We start from the raw sequence: 18,224 nt of genomic DNA on the forward strand, positions 1-18,224 counted from the left end.
GCATCGTTGCATATTTTCTTCGTCTTCGTAAATTCGAAGGAATGCTATGCAATGCGTCAACGAATTGTGGAAACGCACATCGAGTTTCATGAACGAAGAGGAGAGCTTATATATTTTTCTGGTGTGGTTTCCTAGAATGGCGTATCGATCGGTTTGGGCTGCCTGTTGACAAGAAGATGGAGCAAGGACATGAGCAAATCGCGAGATGGTCATCTCAAGTGCACTTTGTTCCGTACCACTCTGAAGCCTTTGTCCGCGGCGACTCTGCTGGCGTTCGCCGCGTCGAGCCACGCCGGGCCGATCAATTCGACCTTCGACGGCGTCACCGTCTCGGACGATCTCACCTATAGCGTCGATCCGGACACGCGTGTGTCGGCGGTGCTCGGCGATGCGATCACCGTCGCCGGTCAGCCCGGCGCGACGCTGAACAACGCGGGCATGATCGTCACATTGACCGGACTCGCCGCCGTTCGATACAACGTCCGGGGCTCGCTGACCAACGCCGCGACTGGACAGATATTCGGCAACGTCTCCGGCGTCGTGATGAGCGGCGGCGGGGCGGTCAACAACGTCGCCAATAGCGGCGACATCAGCGCGGGAATCGGGCAGGCGATCGCGTATCGAGGGGCGACGGGCGGAAGCATCGATAACTTCGGCACGATCGACAGCCAGACAGCCGGCGCGGGCATTGTGAAGTCGTCGAGCGATGGCGTGATGATCGATTCGTCGGCGGCAGTCATCATCAATAACCATGCGGGGGCGACGATCGGCTCGGGCAGCGGCGATGCGGTGCTCGGACGCGGCGTCGCGATCGTGTCGGGCAATGTAGTCATCGTCAACGACGGCACGATCGAAGGGCATCGCGGCGGCGTGGTGAGCGCATCGAGCGGCACGGTTCGCATCGACAACAGCGGTTCGGGGCAGATCATTGGCAATCTCGGACCCGGCGTGCAGTTGCAGAGCGGCGGCGTTCTCGAAAACAGCGGCATCATTTCGAGCTCGGCGCAACCGGCCGTCGTGCTCGCCGGCGCGAACAACGCGGTCACGCTGAACGGCGGCGCATCGCTCGCCGGCGCCAACAACGTTGCGATTCTGAGCCAGGGCGCGGGCAATGCCGTCACGCTCAACGGGTCGGGCACGCTCGATGGTGGTCTCGTGGCCACGCCGGGTAACGGCTTCGGGCAATTGACGGCGAGCGCGGGCAGTGACTGGACCTTGCACGGGGGAGCAGCGCTGGGCGGAAGTTCGTCGTCCGCGCTGCATGTGACCGGCAATCTGACGCTCGACGGCGCGCTGACGCAGGAAGGCGGCGGCGGAACGCTCATCGATTCGGGCGGAACACTCACGCTCGGCTCGGTGGTATCGGGCGATTTCGTCAATAACGGTACGCTCAGCCTCAAACCGCAAAATTCCGTCGGTCTGGGCGGCGCGTTGTCCGGCGTGGGATCGCTGGTGTTCGCGGGGCCGGGCAGCGCGGTGCTGACGGGCGTTGGTTCGACGCAAGGCTCCGTGCAGGTCGACGCGGGCACGCTCGTTCTCGGGCAAACGGGCGCATTCAATGCAGGCACATGGTCGACGGGGTCGGGCGCGGGCACGACGCTTTCGCCAGGCGCGACGATAAGCGTCGGCTCGACGTTCACGCAGTCGGCGAATAGCCAGTTGACGGTCGGACTCGATTCGACGCAGCCCGTCGTCACGGCGGCCAACGCCGGACTTCTCGGCACGCTCAACGTGAGCGGCTTCGGCCCGAATGTGCCTCACACGGCGAGCGCCCTCACATCCACGGCGTTCACGATCGTCCAGACGACGGGCGGCATCACGGGCGATTTCACCAACGTGGGCTTCGGAGGCACGCCGAATCCGATCGACTATCTGACGGTCTCCGGCGCGAAGACCGCGGATAACCTGAGCTACACCGTCGGCTTCGGCCTGACGTGGAACGCCGGGCCGCAGCAGGGCAACGGCGTGTTCACGCTCGGCGCGCCGTCCGATGTTTTCGATGTCGACGTGCCGCTGAATAATCGCCTCGGCGTTTTCGCCAGCGGATGGGACGGCCGCACGCTCACGAAAAGCGGCCCCGGCACGCTGATCGTCTCGGCGCCCGCCGGCTACTCGGGCAGCACGCTCATCAACGGCGGCACGCTGCGGGCTGGCGTCGGCAACGCAATCACGAGCAGCGGCGACGTGCAGATCGCGCGAGGCGCGACGTTCGACCTCAACAATCTGCCGCAGCTCGTCTCCAACCTTTCGGGCGCGGGCAACGTCACGCTCGGCAGCGCGACGCTCAGGCAAAACAGCACCGCCGATACCCGCTTCGATGGCCAGATCAGCGGCACGGGCGGACTCATCAAACTCGGCCCGGGCGCGTTCACGCTGGGCGGCGCGAACAGCTATACAGGCGATACGGTGATCGGCGCGGGCACGCTGGTCGCGGCGGCGAGCAACGCGCTCGGCGCGGGCAATGTCACGAACAACGCGACGTTGCAACTCGATATGGCGGGCGCGGGCGCGTTGCCGAACGTGTTGGGCGGACTGGGCGCGCTGGTCAAGACCGGCGCGGGGCTGGCGTTACTGAGTGGCACCGGGTCGTCGCAAGGGTCGGTCGCCGTCAATGCGGGCACGCTTGCGTTTGCCCAGAACGGCGCGTTCGCAACGACCGGCGATTTCACGACGGCCGCGGGCGCGGTCACGCTGCTGTCGTCGCAATCGCAATTGTCCGTGGGCAACAACTTCGCGATGAACGGCACGCTCGCCAACGTGGCGGGCGGCGCGTCGACCGCCATCACCGCGAGCACGGCTACGATCGCACCCGGCGCGTCCTTCGATCTCGCGGGATTCAAGGCGCCAGCGAATGCGACGCCGCAACAGTTGGCATCATCGGTGATTCCGGAGATCCGCACGACGAACGGCCTGAGCGGCACGTTCGATACGCTGAAAATCGGCGGCTCGCCATCCACCAACGTCGATTTCGCGACGGTGACGGCGGCCTACGGCCCGAACAGCTTCGATGTTGGCGTCGGCCTGACGTGGTACGCCGCTTACAGCACGACGCCCGAAAAGGCGAACGGCCTGTTCACGCTGCCCGATGCCGGCGATTCGTTCAATCTCGAAGCCCCGCTCGCCGACCAGGCCGCCAACCCCGCGACGAACTGGGACGGCAAGACGCTCACCAAGGCGGGCGCAGGGAGGCTGACGCTCTCACAGGTCAACACGTACACCGGCGCCACGCTCGTCAATGGCGGCACGCTCCAGGCGGGCGCGGCGAACGTGATCGCGGCGAGTTCGCAAGTCGCGCTGGCATTGGGTACGACCTTCGATCTGAACGGCTTCGATCAGCAGGCGAACAGCCTTTCCGGCGCGGGCAACGTCACGCTCGGCGGCGCGACGCTCACCGCGAACAACAACACCGATACGACCCTGAGCGGCGTCATCAGCGGCAATGGCAATTTGACCAAGACCGGCGCGAACACCCTGACGCTGAGCGGCGACAACACGTATCCCGGCGCGACGACCATCGAGGCGGGCACGCTGCGGCTGGGCGCGGGCGGCGCGTCGGGCGGCGTTGCGGGCAATATCGTCGATAACGGCACGCTCGTCTTCGATCGCAGCAACACGTACAACTACGGCGGCGCGATCAGCGGTAGCGGCAGCGTCGTGCAGCAAGGCAGCGGCAGCGTCGTACTGCAGGGCGTTCACACCTACGCCGGCACGACGCAGGTCAACGCCGGATCGCTCGTGCTCGCCAACGGCGCACAGCTCGCCAACACGCCGCAAGTGAACGTCGCGTCCGGCGCGACGTTCGGCGGGTACGGCGGCGTCGGCGGCTCAGTGGTCAACAACGGCGTGCTCGCGGTCGCTGACGCCGCGCCCGGCTTCACCAACGGTCCTGCGGGACAGTTCGTCATCGGCGGATCGTTGACGAACGCCGGCCAGATCCGCATGGCGAGCGTCACGCCCGCGAGCACGCTGACGGTCAACGGCAATTACACGGGCAACGGCGGACAACTCGCACTTTCCAGCGCGCTCGCCACGGACGATTCGCCGACCGACCGTCTCGTCGTGAAAGGCAACACGGCGGGCCAGACATCGGTCAGGGTCAGCAACGCGAACGGATCGGGCGGACTCACGAACAACGGCATCCAGATCGTTCAGGTCGATGGCCAGTCCGACGGCGTCTTCACGCTGAACGGCCGCGTGATCGCGGGGCTGAACGAATACACGCTCGCGAAGGGCGGCGTGAATACGCCCGACGACGGCGACTGGTACTTGCGCACGAGCGCGTTGCTGCCGCCCGAGCCCGGCGCGTATCTCGGCAATCAGGCAGCCGCGCAGAGCATGTTCGTGCAGACATATCACGATCGCGCGGGCTTTCCCGATCAGTTCTCCGCCAACGGCGCGGCATCGAACGATTCGACAGCGTGGGTCCGCGTGCGCGGCGGGCATACGGACAGCAACGCGCTCGGCGGGCGCATCGACGAATCGACGGATTCGGCGATGTTTCAGGCCGGCATCGATGTCTATCGTCGCGTGGTCGACAATCAGCGCTTTCAGGTCGGGCTGATGGCGGGCTATGGTTCATCGCGCACGGATGCCAGCGCGCAGAACAACAGCGCAACCGCGCGCGGCAATGTCAACGGTGCGAGCGGCGGCGTGTACGCGACGTGGCACGGCAACGCGGCGAGCGCCGCCGGACCGTACGTCGATACCTGGCTGCAGTACGCGCATTTCAACAACTCGATCGATAGTCAGGGTCTTCCCGGCGACACGTATTCGAGCCACATGTGGGCGTATTCCGTCGAAGGCGGATGGGCGCTGCCGGTCGCGAACACGTCCATCGGGCCGGTGTTCGCGGAGCCGCAGCTTCAGTTGGTTTACTCAAACTATTCGCAGGACGATCACTTTGCGAACGGCGTCGGCACGACGGTTCACAGCGAAAACGGCACGAATCTGACGACGCGCCTCGGCGTGCGCCTTTTCACGACGCCCGTCCCGGAAAAGTCACGCGCGTGGCTGCCCTTCGTCGAAGTGAACTGGCTGCACGATACGGGCGGCAACGCGGTTTCGTTGAACAACGTCGTCGCGTCGCAGGACGGGCCGAACAATCGCTACGAGATCAAGGTCGGCGCGCAGGGACAGCTCGGCAAACAATGGCGCGCGTGGGCCAACTTCGGCTATCAGGGTGGCAACGGCGGGTATCACAACTACGAAGGTCTGGTCGGCGCGCGCTACGTGTGGTGACGTTTCAACGCGTACCCGGCGACATACGCTCCGCGATCGCGCGCGACGCGTCCTTCAGCGGCTCGACGTAGGTTTCGAGCGGCGTCGCGCTCTTTCTGAACAGCGGAATGCTGATGCTCACGCAGCCGAGCGTCACGCCATTCGCGCCGACGATCGCGCTGCCGTAGCAGAAAATCTGCGCCTCGTTTTCCTCGCGGTCTTCCGAATAGCCGCGCGCGTGGGTTGCGTCGAGTTCGGCGTCGAGCGCGGCGCGATCGGTGATCGTGTTCGGTGTGAAGCGTTCGAACTTCAGGCCATGCAGCAATGCATCGCGTTCGGCGGGCGATTGCGTCGACAGATACGCCTTGCCGACGGAACTCGAATACAGCGTCACGCGCGTGCCGATGCGCGACGCCATGCGAACCGCATGCGGGCTTTCGAGCTTCTCGATGTACACCATCTCGGAGCCGCTGCGCACTGCCAGATGCACCGTCTCCTGCGTCGCGTCGCGCAGCGCCTGCAACGCGTCGGTGGCCGCGATGCGCAAATCGGAGCGCTCCCAGCTGCGGCTCGCGAGCGACATCAGCCGCGGGCCGGGCGCGTAACATCCGCCGCGCACGCTTTCGACGACCAGGCCTTCCGCGATTAGCGCGCCGACGATGCGATAGACCGTCGGACGCGGATAACCGCTCGCCGTGGTGAGACGCGCGATGGTCGGCGGTTCGCCGGCATCGGCAATGAGTTGCAGCACCGCCATGAACTTCGAGAAGGCGGCGGTGCCGGTGGCCTTGGCGGCGTCGAGGGAAGCGGTGTCTGAGGGCATGATGCGGGAATCATGCCACGAGATAGCCGCCATCGACGGGTACGATCGCGCCCGTCATGAACGACGCCGCCGGTGACGCGAGAAACGCCGTCACGCGCGCGACGTCTTCCGGCAAGCCCCAGCGCTTCATCGGCGTGCGGTCGAGGATCGCTTGCGAGCGGCCGTCGTCGTTCTGCAGCGCTTGCGTGAGCGGCGTCGCGATCCAGCCGGGCGCAACGGCATTCACGCGGATGCCCTCGCCGGCATAGGCGATCGCCAGCGATTTCGTCAGTTGCGCGACGCCGCCCTTGCTCGCGCTGTACGCGGGCACGAGTCCGCCGCCGAAGAACGTCAGCATCGACGCCGTGTTGATGATCGAACCCTTGCTGCGCGCGAGCAGTGGACGCGCGGCGGCGCACATGCGCATCGTGCCGTTGAGATTCACCGCGATCACGCGCTCGAATGTTTCGATGTCGTGCTCGTCGCCGCGCCGGATCATGCCCGCGCAGTTGACGAGCACGTCGAGCGAATCGATACGCGCAAAGAGCGCGGCGACGCTGGCGGCATCGGCGACATCGAGTTCGACGACTTCGATGCCGGGCGCGTCGGTCGGCGCTAGGCCGGCGGCGATCACGCGCGCGCCGAGCGCCGCGAATTGCTGCGCGATGCCCGCGCCGATGCCCTGCGTGCCGCCGGTCACGACGACGGTCTTGCCCTTGAAGAGATCAGCTTGAAAAGTCATATCGGTGCGATTCATACGGCGGGAACGGGTTCGGTCTGGCGCTCCGCGTCCTCGATCGGCGCGCGCACGACGAACATGTAGACGAGCGCAGCAGCGAACGCGACGCCCGCGCTGATCAGGAACGCGTTCACGAACGAATGCGTCTTGTCGACGACGAGGCCCGTGATGAACGGCGCAAACGAGCCGCCGAAGTAGCCGCCGAAGTTCTGGATACTGCCGAGCGACGCGACCATGTGGCGCGGCGCGGCAACGGAAACGAGCGCCCACGCGGCGCCGCTCGCCATGTTGACGAAGAACATCGCCGCCGACAGATAGGCGATCGCGAGCGTCAGGTTCGGCGTGAACGCGGCGGGCACGGTGAACAGCGCCGCGCCGATGAGTCCCGAGCAGATCGGCCACTTGCGGCTGCGGATCGGGGCGACGCCGCGCGCCATCAAACCATCGGCGATGAAGCCCGACGAGAGCATGCCGAGCGTGCCCGCGAGATACGGAATCGTCACGACCCAGCCGGTCTTCGCGATCGTCAGATGACGCTCGTGTTCGAGATACGCGGGCAGCCACGTGAGATACAGCCACACCATGTAGATCACGCCCATGAAGCCGAAGATCATGCCCCACGTCGTCGCCTTGCCGAAAAGGCCGCGCCATTCCGCGAACGTCATGTTGCGTTCCTTGCGCTGCGCCGGTTCGCCCTCGGTCAGATGCGCGAGTTCTTGCGATTCGAGCTTCACGTCCTTCCGGTTGCGATAGACGATGTACCAGCCGATCGACACCGCAATCCCGAGCGCGCCCATGATGATGAACATGTTGCGCCAGCCGAAGGACAGCAGGAGCACGGTGAGGATGGGCGGCGCGAGCGCGGGTCCGATGGTCGATGACGTGACGAAGATGCCCGTCGGCTTGCCGCGTTCGCGTTGCGCGAACCATTCGGACACGACCTTTGCGCCCGCCGGAAATTGCGGCGCCTCGCCGATGCCGAGCGCGATGCGCGCCGCGAGAAACTGATGCAGATTCGTGACGAGCCCGCCGAACAACTGCGCGACCGACCACACGAACATGCCGAGGCCGAGCATGATGCGCGCGCCAAAGCGGTCGAGCATCACGCCGATGGGCAACTGCGAGAACGCGTACGCGAACGAGAACGCGGAGAGCAGCAGGCCCATCTGCGAGGCGGAGAGGCCGAGCTCCTGCGTGACGGAGTGATTCGCGATCGAGAGCGTGCTGCGATCGAGATAATTCACGATGCCCGCGAGCGTCAGAAAAGTGAGCGCGACCCACTGAATGCGCTTCAGGCGCGGTGATTTTTCCAGCATGTTGTCTCCTCCGAATGCTCTGTCGAGTCTGTTAGAGGGTTGAGTTTGGGTGGATGCTAGCGAATGAATTGATCGACGAAGTCGGCACCGAGTCCGACCGATTCGTAATGCTTGCGGCACATGTCGACTTTGGTGAAGACGTCTTCGTAGCCGGTGTAGTTGCCGTACGGGTCGCAATAGAACATCACGCCGTTCACCTGGAAGTACGTGATCATTTCCTCGACGTCTTCGGGAACATAGAGCGTGTGCGTTTCGCCGGGCGGCTCGAAGACATAGCTGCCTTCGGTCGCTTCCCAGTCATGTTCGAGATAGCGCCAGCGGCCTTTGAGCACCATGCCGTGGACCGCCTGCGGATGACGATGACGCGACAGCACGCCGGATTTGCGCACGCGCAGGAGGTTCATCCAGTAGCCGGTCGACACGTTCAGACACAGCGGACGGAACCAGACGTTTTCGGCCTGCGGCACCCATTCGCGCTCGTCGGCGGGAATCGCGCTCGGCACGACGATTTCCTTTTGCGCTTCTTTAGGGAAGGGAAGTTGATACGGCGTCATGGCATCCGCCGCGGGTTTCGGCGCGGTCATCGCGTCTCCTTGTCCATATTGTGGATTCGTGAATCAAATTATGGACAGATATTCTTCCTCGTTCCGCGAATTGTCAAGATTCTTCAACGGATGATGAATTCGTGCAGATACCGCCTTTTCGACGGACGAAAAAAAAGGCGGACCGGCAGGTCCGCCTTAGATCACGCGATGAAGCCGAGCGATTAGCGCGCCATCATCAGCATGTGCACGTTATGCATCACCCAAACCGTGCCGACGATAAGAATCAGCGACATGAGAATGGTGTAGGCAAACGAGATCGCATGCCAGCGCTGTCCCTTCGACGAATTGACGTGCAGGAAGAACACCACATGCACGATCACCTGCACCGCGGCCAGCACGGCGAGCGCGACGATCGCGCTTTCGCCCTTGAACGCGCCCGAGGTCGCGGCCCAGAACGACGCCACAGTTAGCACGACAGCCAGCACGAAGCCGATGAGATAACCGCGCACGGTGACGTGCGGGAAATCGCTTGTTTCGGTATGAGCATGTGCCATCAGACGACGCTCCCAAGGTAGACGAAGGAAAACACGCAAATCCAGACGATGTCGAGGAAGTGCCAGAAAAGGCTCAGGCAAGCGAGACGGCGCAATTCGCGTTCGTTCATTTGCGGATTGCGTGCGATCTGCACGGCCAACACGACCAGCCAGATCATGCCGATGGACACGTGCAAACCGTGCGTGCCGACGAGCGTGAAGAACGCCGACCAGAATGCGCTGCGTTGCGGACCCGCGCCTTCAGCGATCAGATGCGCGAACTCCTGCATTTCCAGAAAGAGGAAGCCCGCACCCAGCAGGAACGTGACGAACAGCCACGCGAGCACCGCGCCCGACTTGCGGCGCGTCGCCGAGATCATCGCGAGACCGAAGGTCAGGCTGCTCGTGAGAAGCAGGCCCGTTTCGTACGCGACGTCCTTCAGGTTGAAGAGATCCTTGGGCGTCGGGCCGCCTGCGGTCTGCATCGCGAACATCGCGAAGGTTGCAAAGAGCGACGCGAACAGCACGCAGTCGGTCATCAGATAGGCCCAGAAGCCGAACACCGAATGCGACTGGTGCTCGTGCTCATGGCCATGCGCGTGTTGCGCGGATAGCGTCGATTGCGACATTACATTGCCTCCAGTTCGAGTTCGCGAGCCGAGCCGGCCTTCGCAGGCGTCTTCGGCGGACGATTGCGCTCTTCGGTCGACTTCACGGTCGCGGCCGGGATGATGAAGCCGGCGTTATCGCGGAAGCTGTAACCGATAGCCGTCGCGAAGATGCCGACCATGCTTGCAGCAGCGAGCCACCAGATGTGCCAGATAGCCGCGAAACCGAAGGCCAGCGCGAACAGGCCGATGACCAGACCCGCGCTCGTATTCGACGGCATGTGGATGTCGCGGTACGGACGCGTATCGATGCGGCCGTGTTCCTTGGCATCGGCGAAGTCGTCGAGTTCGCGCACAGCGGGAATATTCGCGAAGTTATAGACCGGCGGCGGCGAGCTGATGGACCACTCGAGCGTGCGCGCACCCCACGGATCGCCGGTGACATCGCGATACGCAGGCTGATTGCGGCGGATGATACTGACCACGATCTGCGCGACCTGGAACACGACGCCCAGCGCGATGATGCCCACGCCCACGGCAGCGGCGATGAAGAACGGCTGCCACGACGGGTCGTCGTAGTGATTCAGGCGGCGCGTCGCACCCATGAAGCCGAGGATGTAGATCGGCACGAACGCGACGAAGAAGCCCACGAACCAGCACACGAACGCACTCTTGCCGAGCTTTTCGTCGAGCTTGAAGCCGAACACCTTCGGCCACCAGTACGAAATGCCGGCGAAGTAACCGAACACCACGCCGCCGATGATCGCGTTATGGAAGTGCGCGATCAGGAACAGGCTGTTGTGAAGCACGAAGTCCGCGCCGGGAATCGCGAGCATCACGCCCGTCATGCCGCCCAGCGTGAAGGTGATGACGAAGCCGATGGTCCAGAGGATTTGCGAAGTCATCTGCACGCGGCCTCGGTACATCGTGAAGAGCCAGTTGAAGATCTTCACGCCGGTCGGGATGGAAATGACCATCGTCATAATGCCGAAGAAGGCATTGACGTTAGCGCCCGAGCCCATCGTGAAGAAGTGGTGCAGCCACACGAGGAACGACAGCACCATGATGCAGCACGTGGCCCAGACCATCGTCTTGTAGCCGAACAACGGCTTTTTCGAGAACGTCGCGACCACTTCCGAGTAAATGCCGAAGGCGGGCAGAACCAGGATGTAGACCTCAGGATGACCCCAGGCCCAGATCAGGTTCAGGTAGACCATCGGGTTGCCGCCGCCGTCGTTCGTGAAGAAGTGCATGCCGAGGTAACGGTCCAGCGCAAGCAGCGCGAGCGCGACGGTCAGGATCGGGAACGTCGCCATGATCAGCACGTTCGAGCAGAACGCCGTCCACGTGAAGACCGGCATCTTCATCCACGTCATGCCGGGCGCGCGCATCTTCACGATCGTCACGAAGAAGTTCACCGCGGTGAGCAGCGTGCCGACGCCGGACAACTGCAACGCCCAGATGTAGTAGTCGACCCCGACGCCCGGATTGAACTGCGTCTCGGAGAGCGGCGGATACGCGAGCCAGCCCGTCGTCGAGAACTCGCCGATGAACAGCGACAGGTTGATCAGAATGGCGGCGACGGCCGTCATCCAGAACGACAGCGAGTTGATGAACGGGAACGCCACGTCACGCGCGCCGATCTGCAAGGGCACGACGAGGTTGAAGAACGCGACCAGCAGCGCCATGGCCATGAAGAAGATCATGATCGTGCCGTGGGCCGTGAAGATCTGGTCGAAGTGATGCGGCGGCAGATAGCCGGGCCCATCGAGCGCGATGGCCTGTTGCACGCGCATCATGACGGCGTCGGCGAAGCCGCGCACGAGCATCAGCCCGGCGACGACCAGATACATGACGCCGATGCGCTTGTGATCGACCGAAGTCAGATACTCGCGCCAGAGCCAGCCCCATTTGCCGAGTTTAGTGATAAGGCCGACCGTACCGAGCGCGAGGACCGCCATGAAGACGGTCGCCCCCATGATGATTGGCTCGTGGTACGGGATCGCCTCAAGCGTTAGTTTGCCGAACATGGCTTACCCCTTGGTTACACAATTTGCGCCTACGACCGAGTTGCCGTAGTTGTACTTCGCGACGATGTTGTTGAAGAGCTTCGGATCGACGGTCGAGAAGTAGCGCACCGCGACCTTTTCGCTCGGACGCGCGACGCCGGCGTAGACGTCCATGCTCAGATTCTCGGGCGCGTTCTTGACCTGCTTCAGCCACGCGTCGAAGTCTTCGTTGGACATGGCCAGTGCACGGAACTTCATGTCGGAGAAGCCCTTGCCGCTGTAGTTCGCCGAGATGCCTGCGTAGTCGCCTGCGTGATCGGCCATCAGGTGCAGCTTCGTCTGCATGCCCGCCATCGCGTAGATCTGGCTGCCGAGTTGCGGGATGAAGAACGAATTCATCACCGAATCGGACGTGATGCGGAAGTTCACCGGCGTGCCGACCGGGAACGCGAGCTGGTTCACCGACGCGACGCCAAGATCCGGATAGATGAACAGCCACTTCCAGTCGAGCGCCACGACTTCGACGTTGATCGGCTTGACTTCGGATTGCAGCGGCTTGTACGGATCGAGCTCGTGCGTGGTTTTCCACGTGAGGATGCCGAGGTACAGGATGATGGCTGCGGGAATCGCCCAGACCACGACTTCGATGGCCGTGGAATGCGCCCATTTCGGCGCATACGTGGCCTTCGTGTTGGACGCGCGATAGCGCCATGCGATGAACAGGGTGAGCAGGATCACCGGGACTACGACGAGAAGCATGGCGTAAGTCGCGGTGGCGATCAGCGACGATTCCGCTGCGCCAATCACGCCTTTCGAGTCCAACACCTCCAGCTTGCATCCCGAAAGACAAAGACTGGCTATCAACCCCGATAACAATGGCACTGCTAAACGTTGGGTATTTTCATTCATTGCATTCGCTGGTTTCGATGATCGAAGCGTCCCGGGAAGAACGCCGTTGCACGGCTTTGCGCCGCGTCAAGATCATGCCACGCGCGATTTTTCGCGATGACGCGAATGGTTGAAATTTTGTTTCAGATCAAGTTGATGCGACGGAGTGTCGCGCGAAGGCGGAACTTTTTGCCTACTCCGAAAGGAGCAGGCGAGTCTACAACGAAGGGATGGAATTGCGAGTGTGATAAAGCGACGTCAAAGCGTGTTCGAGCCGCGCGATGGATCGCCGCGATAACTTCGCCGGGTTCGATCGTCTCACGTGGTGGAGCCGAGCCGCGTGCCTAGGTGAAGCCACGGCTCAGGAGCCTTCTCCGGTTCTTATCGCTAAAGCCCGGCGAGAGGCCGGGATTCCCGAATGGCATTCGATCGCTCGATTTCATCGCGCCGTCGCTGGTTCGCATCGGCAACGGCTTCGCGGTTCGAAGCGCTCCATGCGGACATGGTCGCCTGCATCACGTCGATCGGACTCCCCTTGGTGTCCATCGCAGCCAGGACGCAACCCAGAAGGTAGGTCAGCACGAACAGGAAGATGCAAGACCGGCGCGTCATGAGTTGCGGTGCATAGGCGGCAATGGCAGGAGCATTGCCTTGGTGAGCGGGAGGCGGGGGGACGCTGCCCGCTTGTGTGAGAGTCGAGACATGGGAGCGGCAGTCTACGACGGAGTATGGAAACCGGAATCGGTCGATAATTCGACTTGGGCCGAACCACGCCGGACAATGCCCAGCGCAGCGGCTGCCCCGTATGACAGATCAATGATTCTGTTGCGTGAAACCGGACCGCGATCGTTGATTCGGACGAGGACGGACGGGCTCCCTCCCGGAAGCGTGACGCGGATCCACGATCCGAGCGGTAGCGTGCGATGTGCCGCTGTCATGGCATACATGTCGAAGCGCTCGCCGCTGGCGGTGCGTCGACCGTGAAACGTTCGCCCGTACCAGGATGCAATCCCGGCTTGATGGTACGCGCGCGCGGTCGGTGTCTCGTCCGGCCGGTCGGATGAAGTGATTTCGGTCGAAACGCAATCGTCGTTTGCGGATTGAACCGGAAGGCTCGATGCGCTCGCCGGTTGGTTTGTCGAAGCGCCCTCATTGCCTTGCTCCGACAGAGAGGCTGCACATCCGGCGATCAACAGGATGCAGGCGAAGGCGCTGAGGATGCGCGGCTGAAGCATGTTCATTCGGTGCATATCGCTTTGTTCGAGAGCAAGTAACCTGACCTGACGTTCGACGGATCACGAAGCGCAGTCGGAAAGGTAGGGCAGGGGATCGACTGGCTGACGATCCCGTCTCACCTCGAAAAGCAGCGATGGCTGACCATTCGTTTGAGCGCCCATCGTCGCGATGGCTTGCCCCTTCGTTACGTCGGCCCCTTCCTTGGTCAGAACGTTTTGGATATGGCCATAGGCAGTCAGGTAGCGACTGTCATGTTTCAGTATTACGAGGCTGCCGTAGCCCGCGATCTCGTTACCCGCATACACCACGCGTCCTCCTTTCGCCGCACGGATCGTGTCTCCCGCTGCGCCACCGATGACAACGCCCCGGACCCCGTCCACACCGAAGCGCTTCAGGATTGGGCCCTTTATCGGCCAGGACAAGGAATCGGATCGGCAGCGTGTTGCGTTCACACTCCGCTGCGTGGAATCGTCCGAGCCGGCAACCGATGCCGATGGCGGACCGACCCGCAGCAGTTGGCCGTTCGTCAGTGGAGTGCTGGCGGAAAGCCCGTTCCAGGCGGCAATCGCGTTCGGGTCGCGACCGTAGGCGGCTGCGATCGAAGCGAGGGTGTCCGCGCCTGTGACGCGGTAGAAGCCGGCAGGTGCCGCCGGGGCAGCGGCAGCGTCGGTTTGCGAAGCTGGCTTGGTCGCGGTCTGCTCGAGCGTTCGACTGGCGCATCCGCCAAGAACGAAGCTGAAGACGACGGCAAGACATGCTGCGCACGACAGGCGGCGCGATTGGACAGAGCTAATCATTTGGACTTCTTTGAGCTTCGGTGCCGGCAAAAAGGCGAAGTGGCGCACTTTTGCCATGCCGCGCTGGTGGTGTTGATCGGAGTGTTTGGCGGATGCGACGCCGGCAAAAGCCAGCGGCGGCGGAAGCAGCGAGTTCGAATCTGCTGAACATCGCTCTATCTCAAATTGCACGAGGCGAAGCGGCAATTCGTCATTGCGGATAACGGTGTTTTGCGTCCGGCGTTGACCGTTACACCGTCGGTTGACACTCTTTGACGATGCGGTGGTTAAAAAAAGGCGCGCTCGCCGGGCGCCACGCTTGGAACTGACATTCGACGCGATGAAAGCAGCCATATCGCGTTCCACGCGGCTCGGCCCGAGCGGTTGCGGCAAGACGACGCTGCGCTCCATTGCCGGGCTGGAACGTCCGGTCGGCGGATCGATTTCGGTGAACGGCGTGACCGTTTTCTCGGCGCGCGACGAGACCTTCGTACCGCCGAATCGCCGCAAGTCCGGCATGGTGTTCGAACCGCTCTCGAACCTCGACGCAAAGCTACGCGACAGGATGCGTTTCGAGCTTCGGCACGACCGATTTCATGATCGGCGGAGAGATCGTGCTCGTGCGTGTGCATCCATCGCACAAAACGCCGGTCCGGGAGACCATCCATTTTTCGATCGATCCGGCGAGTTGCATCGCGCTGGCATCGCAGAACGCGTGACGCGACAGGCACTACTCCGTCCGGACTACGCCGCATGAGCTAGCGGCACAGCGCCGCCGCATCCGCACGGCGGATAGGCGTCTCGCGCGACGCTCCTTACCCTTGTCGGGAAAGTTACAACGACAAGGAAAGGACGATGAGCGTCGTCGACTCAACCCTCGCTACAAAAGCATCGACCGACACGCGCGCCTGGCGCGTGCTCGGCGCAAGCACCTTCGCATTCACGATCTGCTTCGCCATCTGGATGGTCTTCGCCATTCTCGGCATCCCTCTCAAAAAGCAGCTTCATCTCACCGATACCGAGTTCGGCCTCATCGCCGCGACGCCGGTGCTCACGGGTTCGTTGCTGCGCGTGCCGCTCGGCATCTGGACCGACCGTTTCGGCGGCCGCATCGTCTTTTTCTGCACGATGGCGGTCACTATCGTGCCGATCTGGCTGATCGGCTATGCCACCGAACTGTGGCAATTCCTCGTGCTCGGCTTGTTCGTCGGCGTCGCGGGCGCGTCGTTTTCAGTCGGCACGCCGTATGTCGCGCGCTGGTTCCCGAAGTCGCGTCAAGGCCTCGCGATGGGCATCTTCGGCGCGGGCAATTCGGGTGCGGCGCTGACCAAGTTCGTCGCGCCCGTGCTGATTCTCGCGGCGGGCACATGGACGATCGTGCCGAAGGTCTATTCCGTCGCGATGCTCTTCACCGCGATCGTCTTCTGGTTCGTGTCGGCATCCAATCCCGCGCATCGCAGCGCCAGCACGCAGAGTTTCGCCGCGCAGATGACCGTGCTGAAAGACCGGCGCGTGCTCCGTTACGCGCAGTACTACTCGGTCGTGTTCGGCGGCTACGTCGGCCTCGCATTGTGGATGCCGCAGTACTACGTGAATCAGTACGGCTTCGGCATCGAACAGGCCGCGTTTCTCGCCGCTTGCTTCTCGTTGCCGGGCGGCGTGCTGCGCGCGCTCGGCGGCTGGATGTCGGACCGCTTCGGCGCGTATCGCACGACCTGGATCGTCATGTGGGTCGCGCTCGCGTGCTTCTTCCTGCTGAGCTATCCGGTGACGGATTTCGTCGTCCACGCGAAAGACGGCCCGCGCACGTTCCACATCGAAATGGGACCGGTCGCCTATACGGTGCTCATGTTTGTCGTCGGCGTTGCGATGGCGGTCGGCAAGGCGTCGGTGTTCAAGTTCGTGTCGGACGAGTTCTCGACGAACATCGGCGCCGTGTCGGGCATCGTCGGCCTCGCGGGCGGACTTGCCGGCTTCCTGTTGCCGATTCTCTTTGGTTTGCTCGTCGACCTCACCGGCGTGCGTACCACCTGTTTCATGCTGATGTTCGGCGCGACCGCGGTCAGTCTCATCTGCATGCACTTCACGTTTCAACCCAAGCACTAACCATGTCTTCACGCTATCTGCTCACTCGCTGGGATCCCGAGAACGCCGCCTTCTGGCGCGCAACGGGCGAATCGGTCGCCCGCCGCAACCTCTGGATCTCGATTCCCGCGCTCGCGCTGGCGTTCGCCGTGTGGTCGCTATGGAGCGTCGTCGTTGTCAATCTCGATAAGGGTGGTTTTCACTTCACGAAGGACCAGTTGTTCTGGCTCACCGCGTTGCCTCCGCTTTCTGGCGCGACGCTGCGCATCTTCTACTCGTTTCTCGTGCCGATATTCGGCGGACGCCGCTTTACAGCGTTCTCCACCGCGAGTCTTCTGATTCCAGCGCTCGGCATGGGCTTGGCGCTGCGCGATCCGTCGACGGGCTATCCGACGCTGCTCGTTCTGGCGTTGCTGTGCGGCCTCGGCGGCGCGAATTTCAGTTCGTCGATGGCGAACATCAGCTTCTTTTTCCCGAAGGCGAAGAAGGGTTTCGCGACGGGCATGAACGCGGGCATCGGCAATCTGGGCGTGTCGATCGTTCAGTTCGTGACGCCGCTCGTGATCTCGGCGAGCGTGTTCGGCGCATTCGCGGGCGCAGGCCAGTCCTACGACGTGAACGGCGTCGAGCACAGCATCTGGCTGCAGAATGCGGGCTTCATCTGGGTGCCGTTCATCGTCATCTCGGCGCTCGCGGCCTGGTTCGGGATGAACGACATCGCCGATGCAAAAGCCTCGTTCGCCGAACAGGCCGTCATATTCCGGCGCAAGCACAACTGGCTCATGTGCCTGTTGTACATCGGCACGTTCGGTTCGTTCATCGGCTTTTCGGCGGGCCTCGCGTTGCTGACGAAGGCTGAGTTCCCATCGGTCAATCCCACTGCTTACGCGTTCCTCGGGCCGCTCGCTGGCGCGCTCACGCGGCCGGTCGGCGGCTGGATCTCGGATCGCCTCGGCGGCGCGCGCGTGACGCTGTGGACCTTCATCGCGATGATCGCGGCGGTGTTCGGCGTGATGGCGTTTCTGCCGCACGACGGCGCGAGCGGCAACTTCGCCGGCTTCCTCGCGATGTTCATCGCACTGTTCGCGCTGACGGGCATCGGCAACGGCTCGACCTTCCGCATGATCCCCGTGATCTTTCTGACGCAGAAGCAGCGCGAAGCCGAAGGCGACTCCGACTCGGCGAAAAAGCAGGCGCTGCACGAAGCGGGAAAGGAATCGGCGGCGGTGCTCGGCTTTGCCGGTGCAATCGGCGCGTACGGCGGCTTCTTCATTCCGCGCAGCTTTGGCACGTCGATGAGCATGACCGGCTCGCCCGACACCGCGCTCTGGTGCTTCATCGCCTTCTATGCGCTGTGCGCGGCGGTGACGTGGTTCTGCTACGCACGCCGCAATGCGGACATGCCTTGCTGAACCCTCCGGCACGCGGGGCGCGTAGTCGGGCCTCAAGTTCGTCCGCGTGCGCGGAGAT

Annotated in this window: 14 protein-coding genes; 4 read left to right on the top strand and 10 right to left on the bottom strand. The window is 63.1% G+C overall.

Annotation, left to right across the window (positions count from 1 at the left end; genetic code table 11):
• Window positions 1-189: 189 nt before the first annotated feature.
• Window positions 190-5,238 (top strand): autotransporter outer membrane beta-barrel domain-containing protein, encoded by a 5,049-nt coding sequence (locus NCS00_RS24620; protein WP_250441230.1) that lies wholly within the window; start codon window positions 190-192, stop codon window positions 5,236-5,238.
• A 4-nt stretch (window positions 5,239-5,242) separates the two neighbouring features.
• Here the strand turns inward: NCS00_RS24620 and NCS00_RS24625 are convergent, their stop codons facing one another.
• The 10 genes from NCS00_RS24625 to NCS00_RS33545 all read right to left on the bottom strand — a co-directional run bounded on the left by NCS00_RS24625 (window position 5,243) and on the right by NCS00_RS33545 (window position 15,188).
• Window positions 5,243-6,040: an IclR family transcriptional regulator gene (locus NCS00_RS24625; RefSeq protein WP_175982662.1), complete on the bottom strand. Its 798-nt coding sequence runs from the start codon at window positions 6,038-6,040 to the stop codon at window positions 5,243-5,245.
• 10 nt (window positions 6,041-6,050) lie between these two features.
• On the bottom strand, window positions 6,051-6,761 hold the full coding sequence (locus tag NCS00_RS24630; RefSeq protein ID WP_250441231.1) for an SDR family NAD(P)-dependent oxidoreductase: 711 nt from the start codon (window positions 6,759-6,761) through the stop codon (window positions 6,051-6,053).
• Between the two features lie 11 nt (window positions 6,762-6,772).
• A complete protein-coding gene (locus tag NCS00_RS24635) occupies window positions 6,773-8,074 on the bottom strand; it encodes an MFS transporter (protein WP_008349109.1) in 1,302 nt (433 codons plus the stop codon).
• A 56-nt stretch (window positions 8,075-8,130) separates the two neighbouring features.
• Complete coding sequence (locus tag NCS00_RS24640) at window positions 8,131-8,658, bottom strand: 2,4'-dihydroxyacetophenone dioxygenase family protein (protein ID WP_008349107.1); 528 nt, start codon at window positions 8,656-8,658, stop codon at window positions 8,131-8,133.
• Window positions 8,659-8,840: 182 nt separating this feature from the next.
• Entirely contained in the window at window positions 8,841-9,173 is a 333-nt protein-coding gene (gene cyoD / locus NCS00_RS24645) for a cytochrome o ubiquinol oxidase subunit IV (RefSeq protein ID WP_008349105.1), read from the bottom strand.
• Window positions 9,173-9,781 carry a cytochrome o ubiquinol oxidase subunit III gene (cyoC, locus tag NCS00_RS24650; protein WP_008349103.1) on the bottom strand — a complete coding sequence of 203 codons (609 nt, stop codon included), beginning with the start codon at window positions 9,779-9,781 and terminating at the stop codon, window positions 9,173-9,175. Before cyoC ends, cyoD begins: the two co-directional genes overlap by 1 nt.
• Window positions 9,781-11,790: a cytochrome o ubiquinol oxidase subunit I gene (gene cyoB, locus NCS00_RS24655; RefSeq protein WP_175982659.1), complete on the bottom strand. Its 2,010-nt coding sequence runs from the start codon at window positions 11,788-11,790 to the stop codon at window positions 9,781-9,783. Before cyoB ends, cyoC begins: the two co-directional genes overlap by 1 nt.
• Window positions 11,791-11,793: 3 nt before the next feature.
• Window positions 11,794-12,678, bottom strand: a complete 885-nt coding sequence (gene cyoA / locus NCS00_RS24660; RefSeq protein ID WP_008349099.1) for a ubiquinol oxidase subunit II — start codon at window positions 12,676-12,678, stop codon at window positions 11,794-11,796.
• Between the two features lie 695 nt (window positions 12,679-13,373).
• The gene (locus NCS00_RS24665) at window positions 13,374-13,898 is read right to left on the bottom strand and encodes a septal ring lytic transglycosylase RlpA family protein (RefSeq protein WP_372492540.1); all 525 of its coding nucleotides are present in this window, start codon (window positions 13,896-13,898) and stop codon (window positions 13,374-13,376) included.
• Window positions 13,899-13,952: 54 nt separating this feature from the next.
• Complete coding sequence (locus NCS00_RS33545; protein WP_350029731.1) at window positions 13,953-15,188, bottom strand: peptidoglycan DD-metalloendopeptidase family protein; 1,236 nt, start codon at window positions 15,186-15,188, stop codon at window positions 13,953-13,955.
• Here NCS00_RS33545 and NCS00_RS33550 point away from each other — a divergent pair.
• The 3 genes from NCS00_RS33550 (at window position 15,088) to NCS00_RS24685 (ending at window position 18,166) form a co-directional block, all read left to right on the top strand.
• Window positions 15,088-15,426 (top strand): P-loop NTPase family protein, encoded by a 339-nt coding sequence (locus NCS00_RS33550; RefSeq protein ID WP_350029734.1) that lies wholly within the window; start codon window positions 15,088-15,090, stop codon window positions 15,424-15,426. The two genes, NCS00_RS33545 and NCS00_RS33550, sit on opposite strands and share 101 nt — an antisense overlap.
• A 98-nt stretch (window positions 15,427-15,524) precedes the next feature.
• Window positions 15,525-16,775 carry an MFS transporter gene (locus NCS00_RS24680; RefSeq protein ID WP_250441232.1) on the top strand — a complete coding sequence of 417 codons (1,251 nt, stop codon included), beginning with the start codon at window positions 15,525-15,527 and terminating at the stop codon, window positions 16,773-16,775.
• 2 nt (window positions 16,776-16,777) lie between these two features.
• A complete protein-coding gene (locus NCS00_RS24685; protein ID WP_250441233.1) occupies window positions 16,778-18,166 on the top strand; it encodes a NarK family nitrate/nitrite MFS transporter in 1,389 nt (462 codons plus the stop codon).
• Window positions 18,167-18,224: the final 58 nt, after the last annotated feature.

The sequence above is a fragment of the Caballeronia sp. AZ1_KS37 genome (assembly GCF_023631165.1).
Lineage (GTDB): Bacteria > Pseudomonadota > Gammaproteobacteria > Burkholderiales > Burkholderiaceae > Caballeronia > Caballeronia zhejiangensis.

Excerpts from the sequence above, each read along its gene's own strand:
- cyoB (WP_175982659.1), bottom strand. The coding sequence starts at position 11,790 with ATGTTCGGCAAACTAACGCTTGAGGCGATCCCGTACCACGAGCCAATC.
- NCS00_RS24630 (WP_250441231.1), bottom strand. The coding sequence starts at position 6,761 with ATGACTTTTCAAGCTGATCTCTTCAAGGGCAAGACCGTCGTCGTGACC.
- NCS00_RS24620 (WP_250441230.1), top strand. The coding sequence starts at position 190 with ATGAGCAAATCGCGAGATGGTCATCTCAAGTGCACTTTGTTCCGTACC.
- NCS00_RS24640 (WP_008349107.1), bottom strand. The coding sequence starts at position 8,658 with ATGACCGCGCCGAAACCCGCGGCGGATGCCATGACGCCGTATCAACTT.
- NCS00_RS24665 (WP_372492540.1), bottom strand. The coding sequence starts at position 13,898 with ATGAACATGCTTCAGCCGCGCATCCTCAGCGCCTTCGCCTGCATCCTG.
- NCS00_RS24625 (WP_175982662.1), bottom strand. The coding sequence starts at position 6,040 with ATGCCCTCAGACACCGCTTCCCTCGACGCCGCCAAGGCCACCGGCACC.
- NCS00_RS24685 (WP_250441233.1), top strand. The coding sequence starts at position 16,778 with ATGTCTTCACGCTATCTGCTCACTCGCTGGGATCCCGAGAACGCCGCC.
- NCS00_RS24635 (WP_008349109.1), bottom strand. The coding sequence starts at position 8,074 with ATGCTGGAAAAATCACCGCGCCTGAAGCGCATTCAGTGGGTCGCGCTC.
- cyoD (WP_008349105.1), bottom strand. The coding sequence starts at position 9,173 with ATGGCACATGCTCATACCGAAACAAGCGATTTCCCGCACGTCACCGTG.
- cyoA (WP_008349099.1), bottom strand. The coding sequence starts at position 12,678 with ATGAATGAAAATACCCAACGTTTAGCAGTGCCATTGTTATCGGGGTTG.
- NCS00_RS24680 (WP_250441232.1), top strand. The coding sequence starts at position 15,525 with ATGAGCGTCGTCGACTCAACCCTCGCTACAAAAGCATCGACCGACACG.
- NCS00_RS33545 (WP_350029731.1), bottom strand. The coding sequence starts at position 15,188 with ATGCCGGACTTGCGGCGATTCGGCGGTACGAAGGTCTCGTCGCGCGCC.
- cyoC (WP_008349103.1), bottom strand. The coding sequence starts at position 9,781 with ATGTCGCAATCGACGCTATCCGCGCAACACGCGCATGGCCATGAGCAC.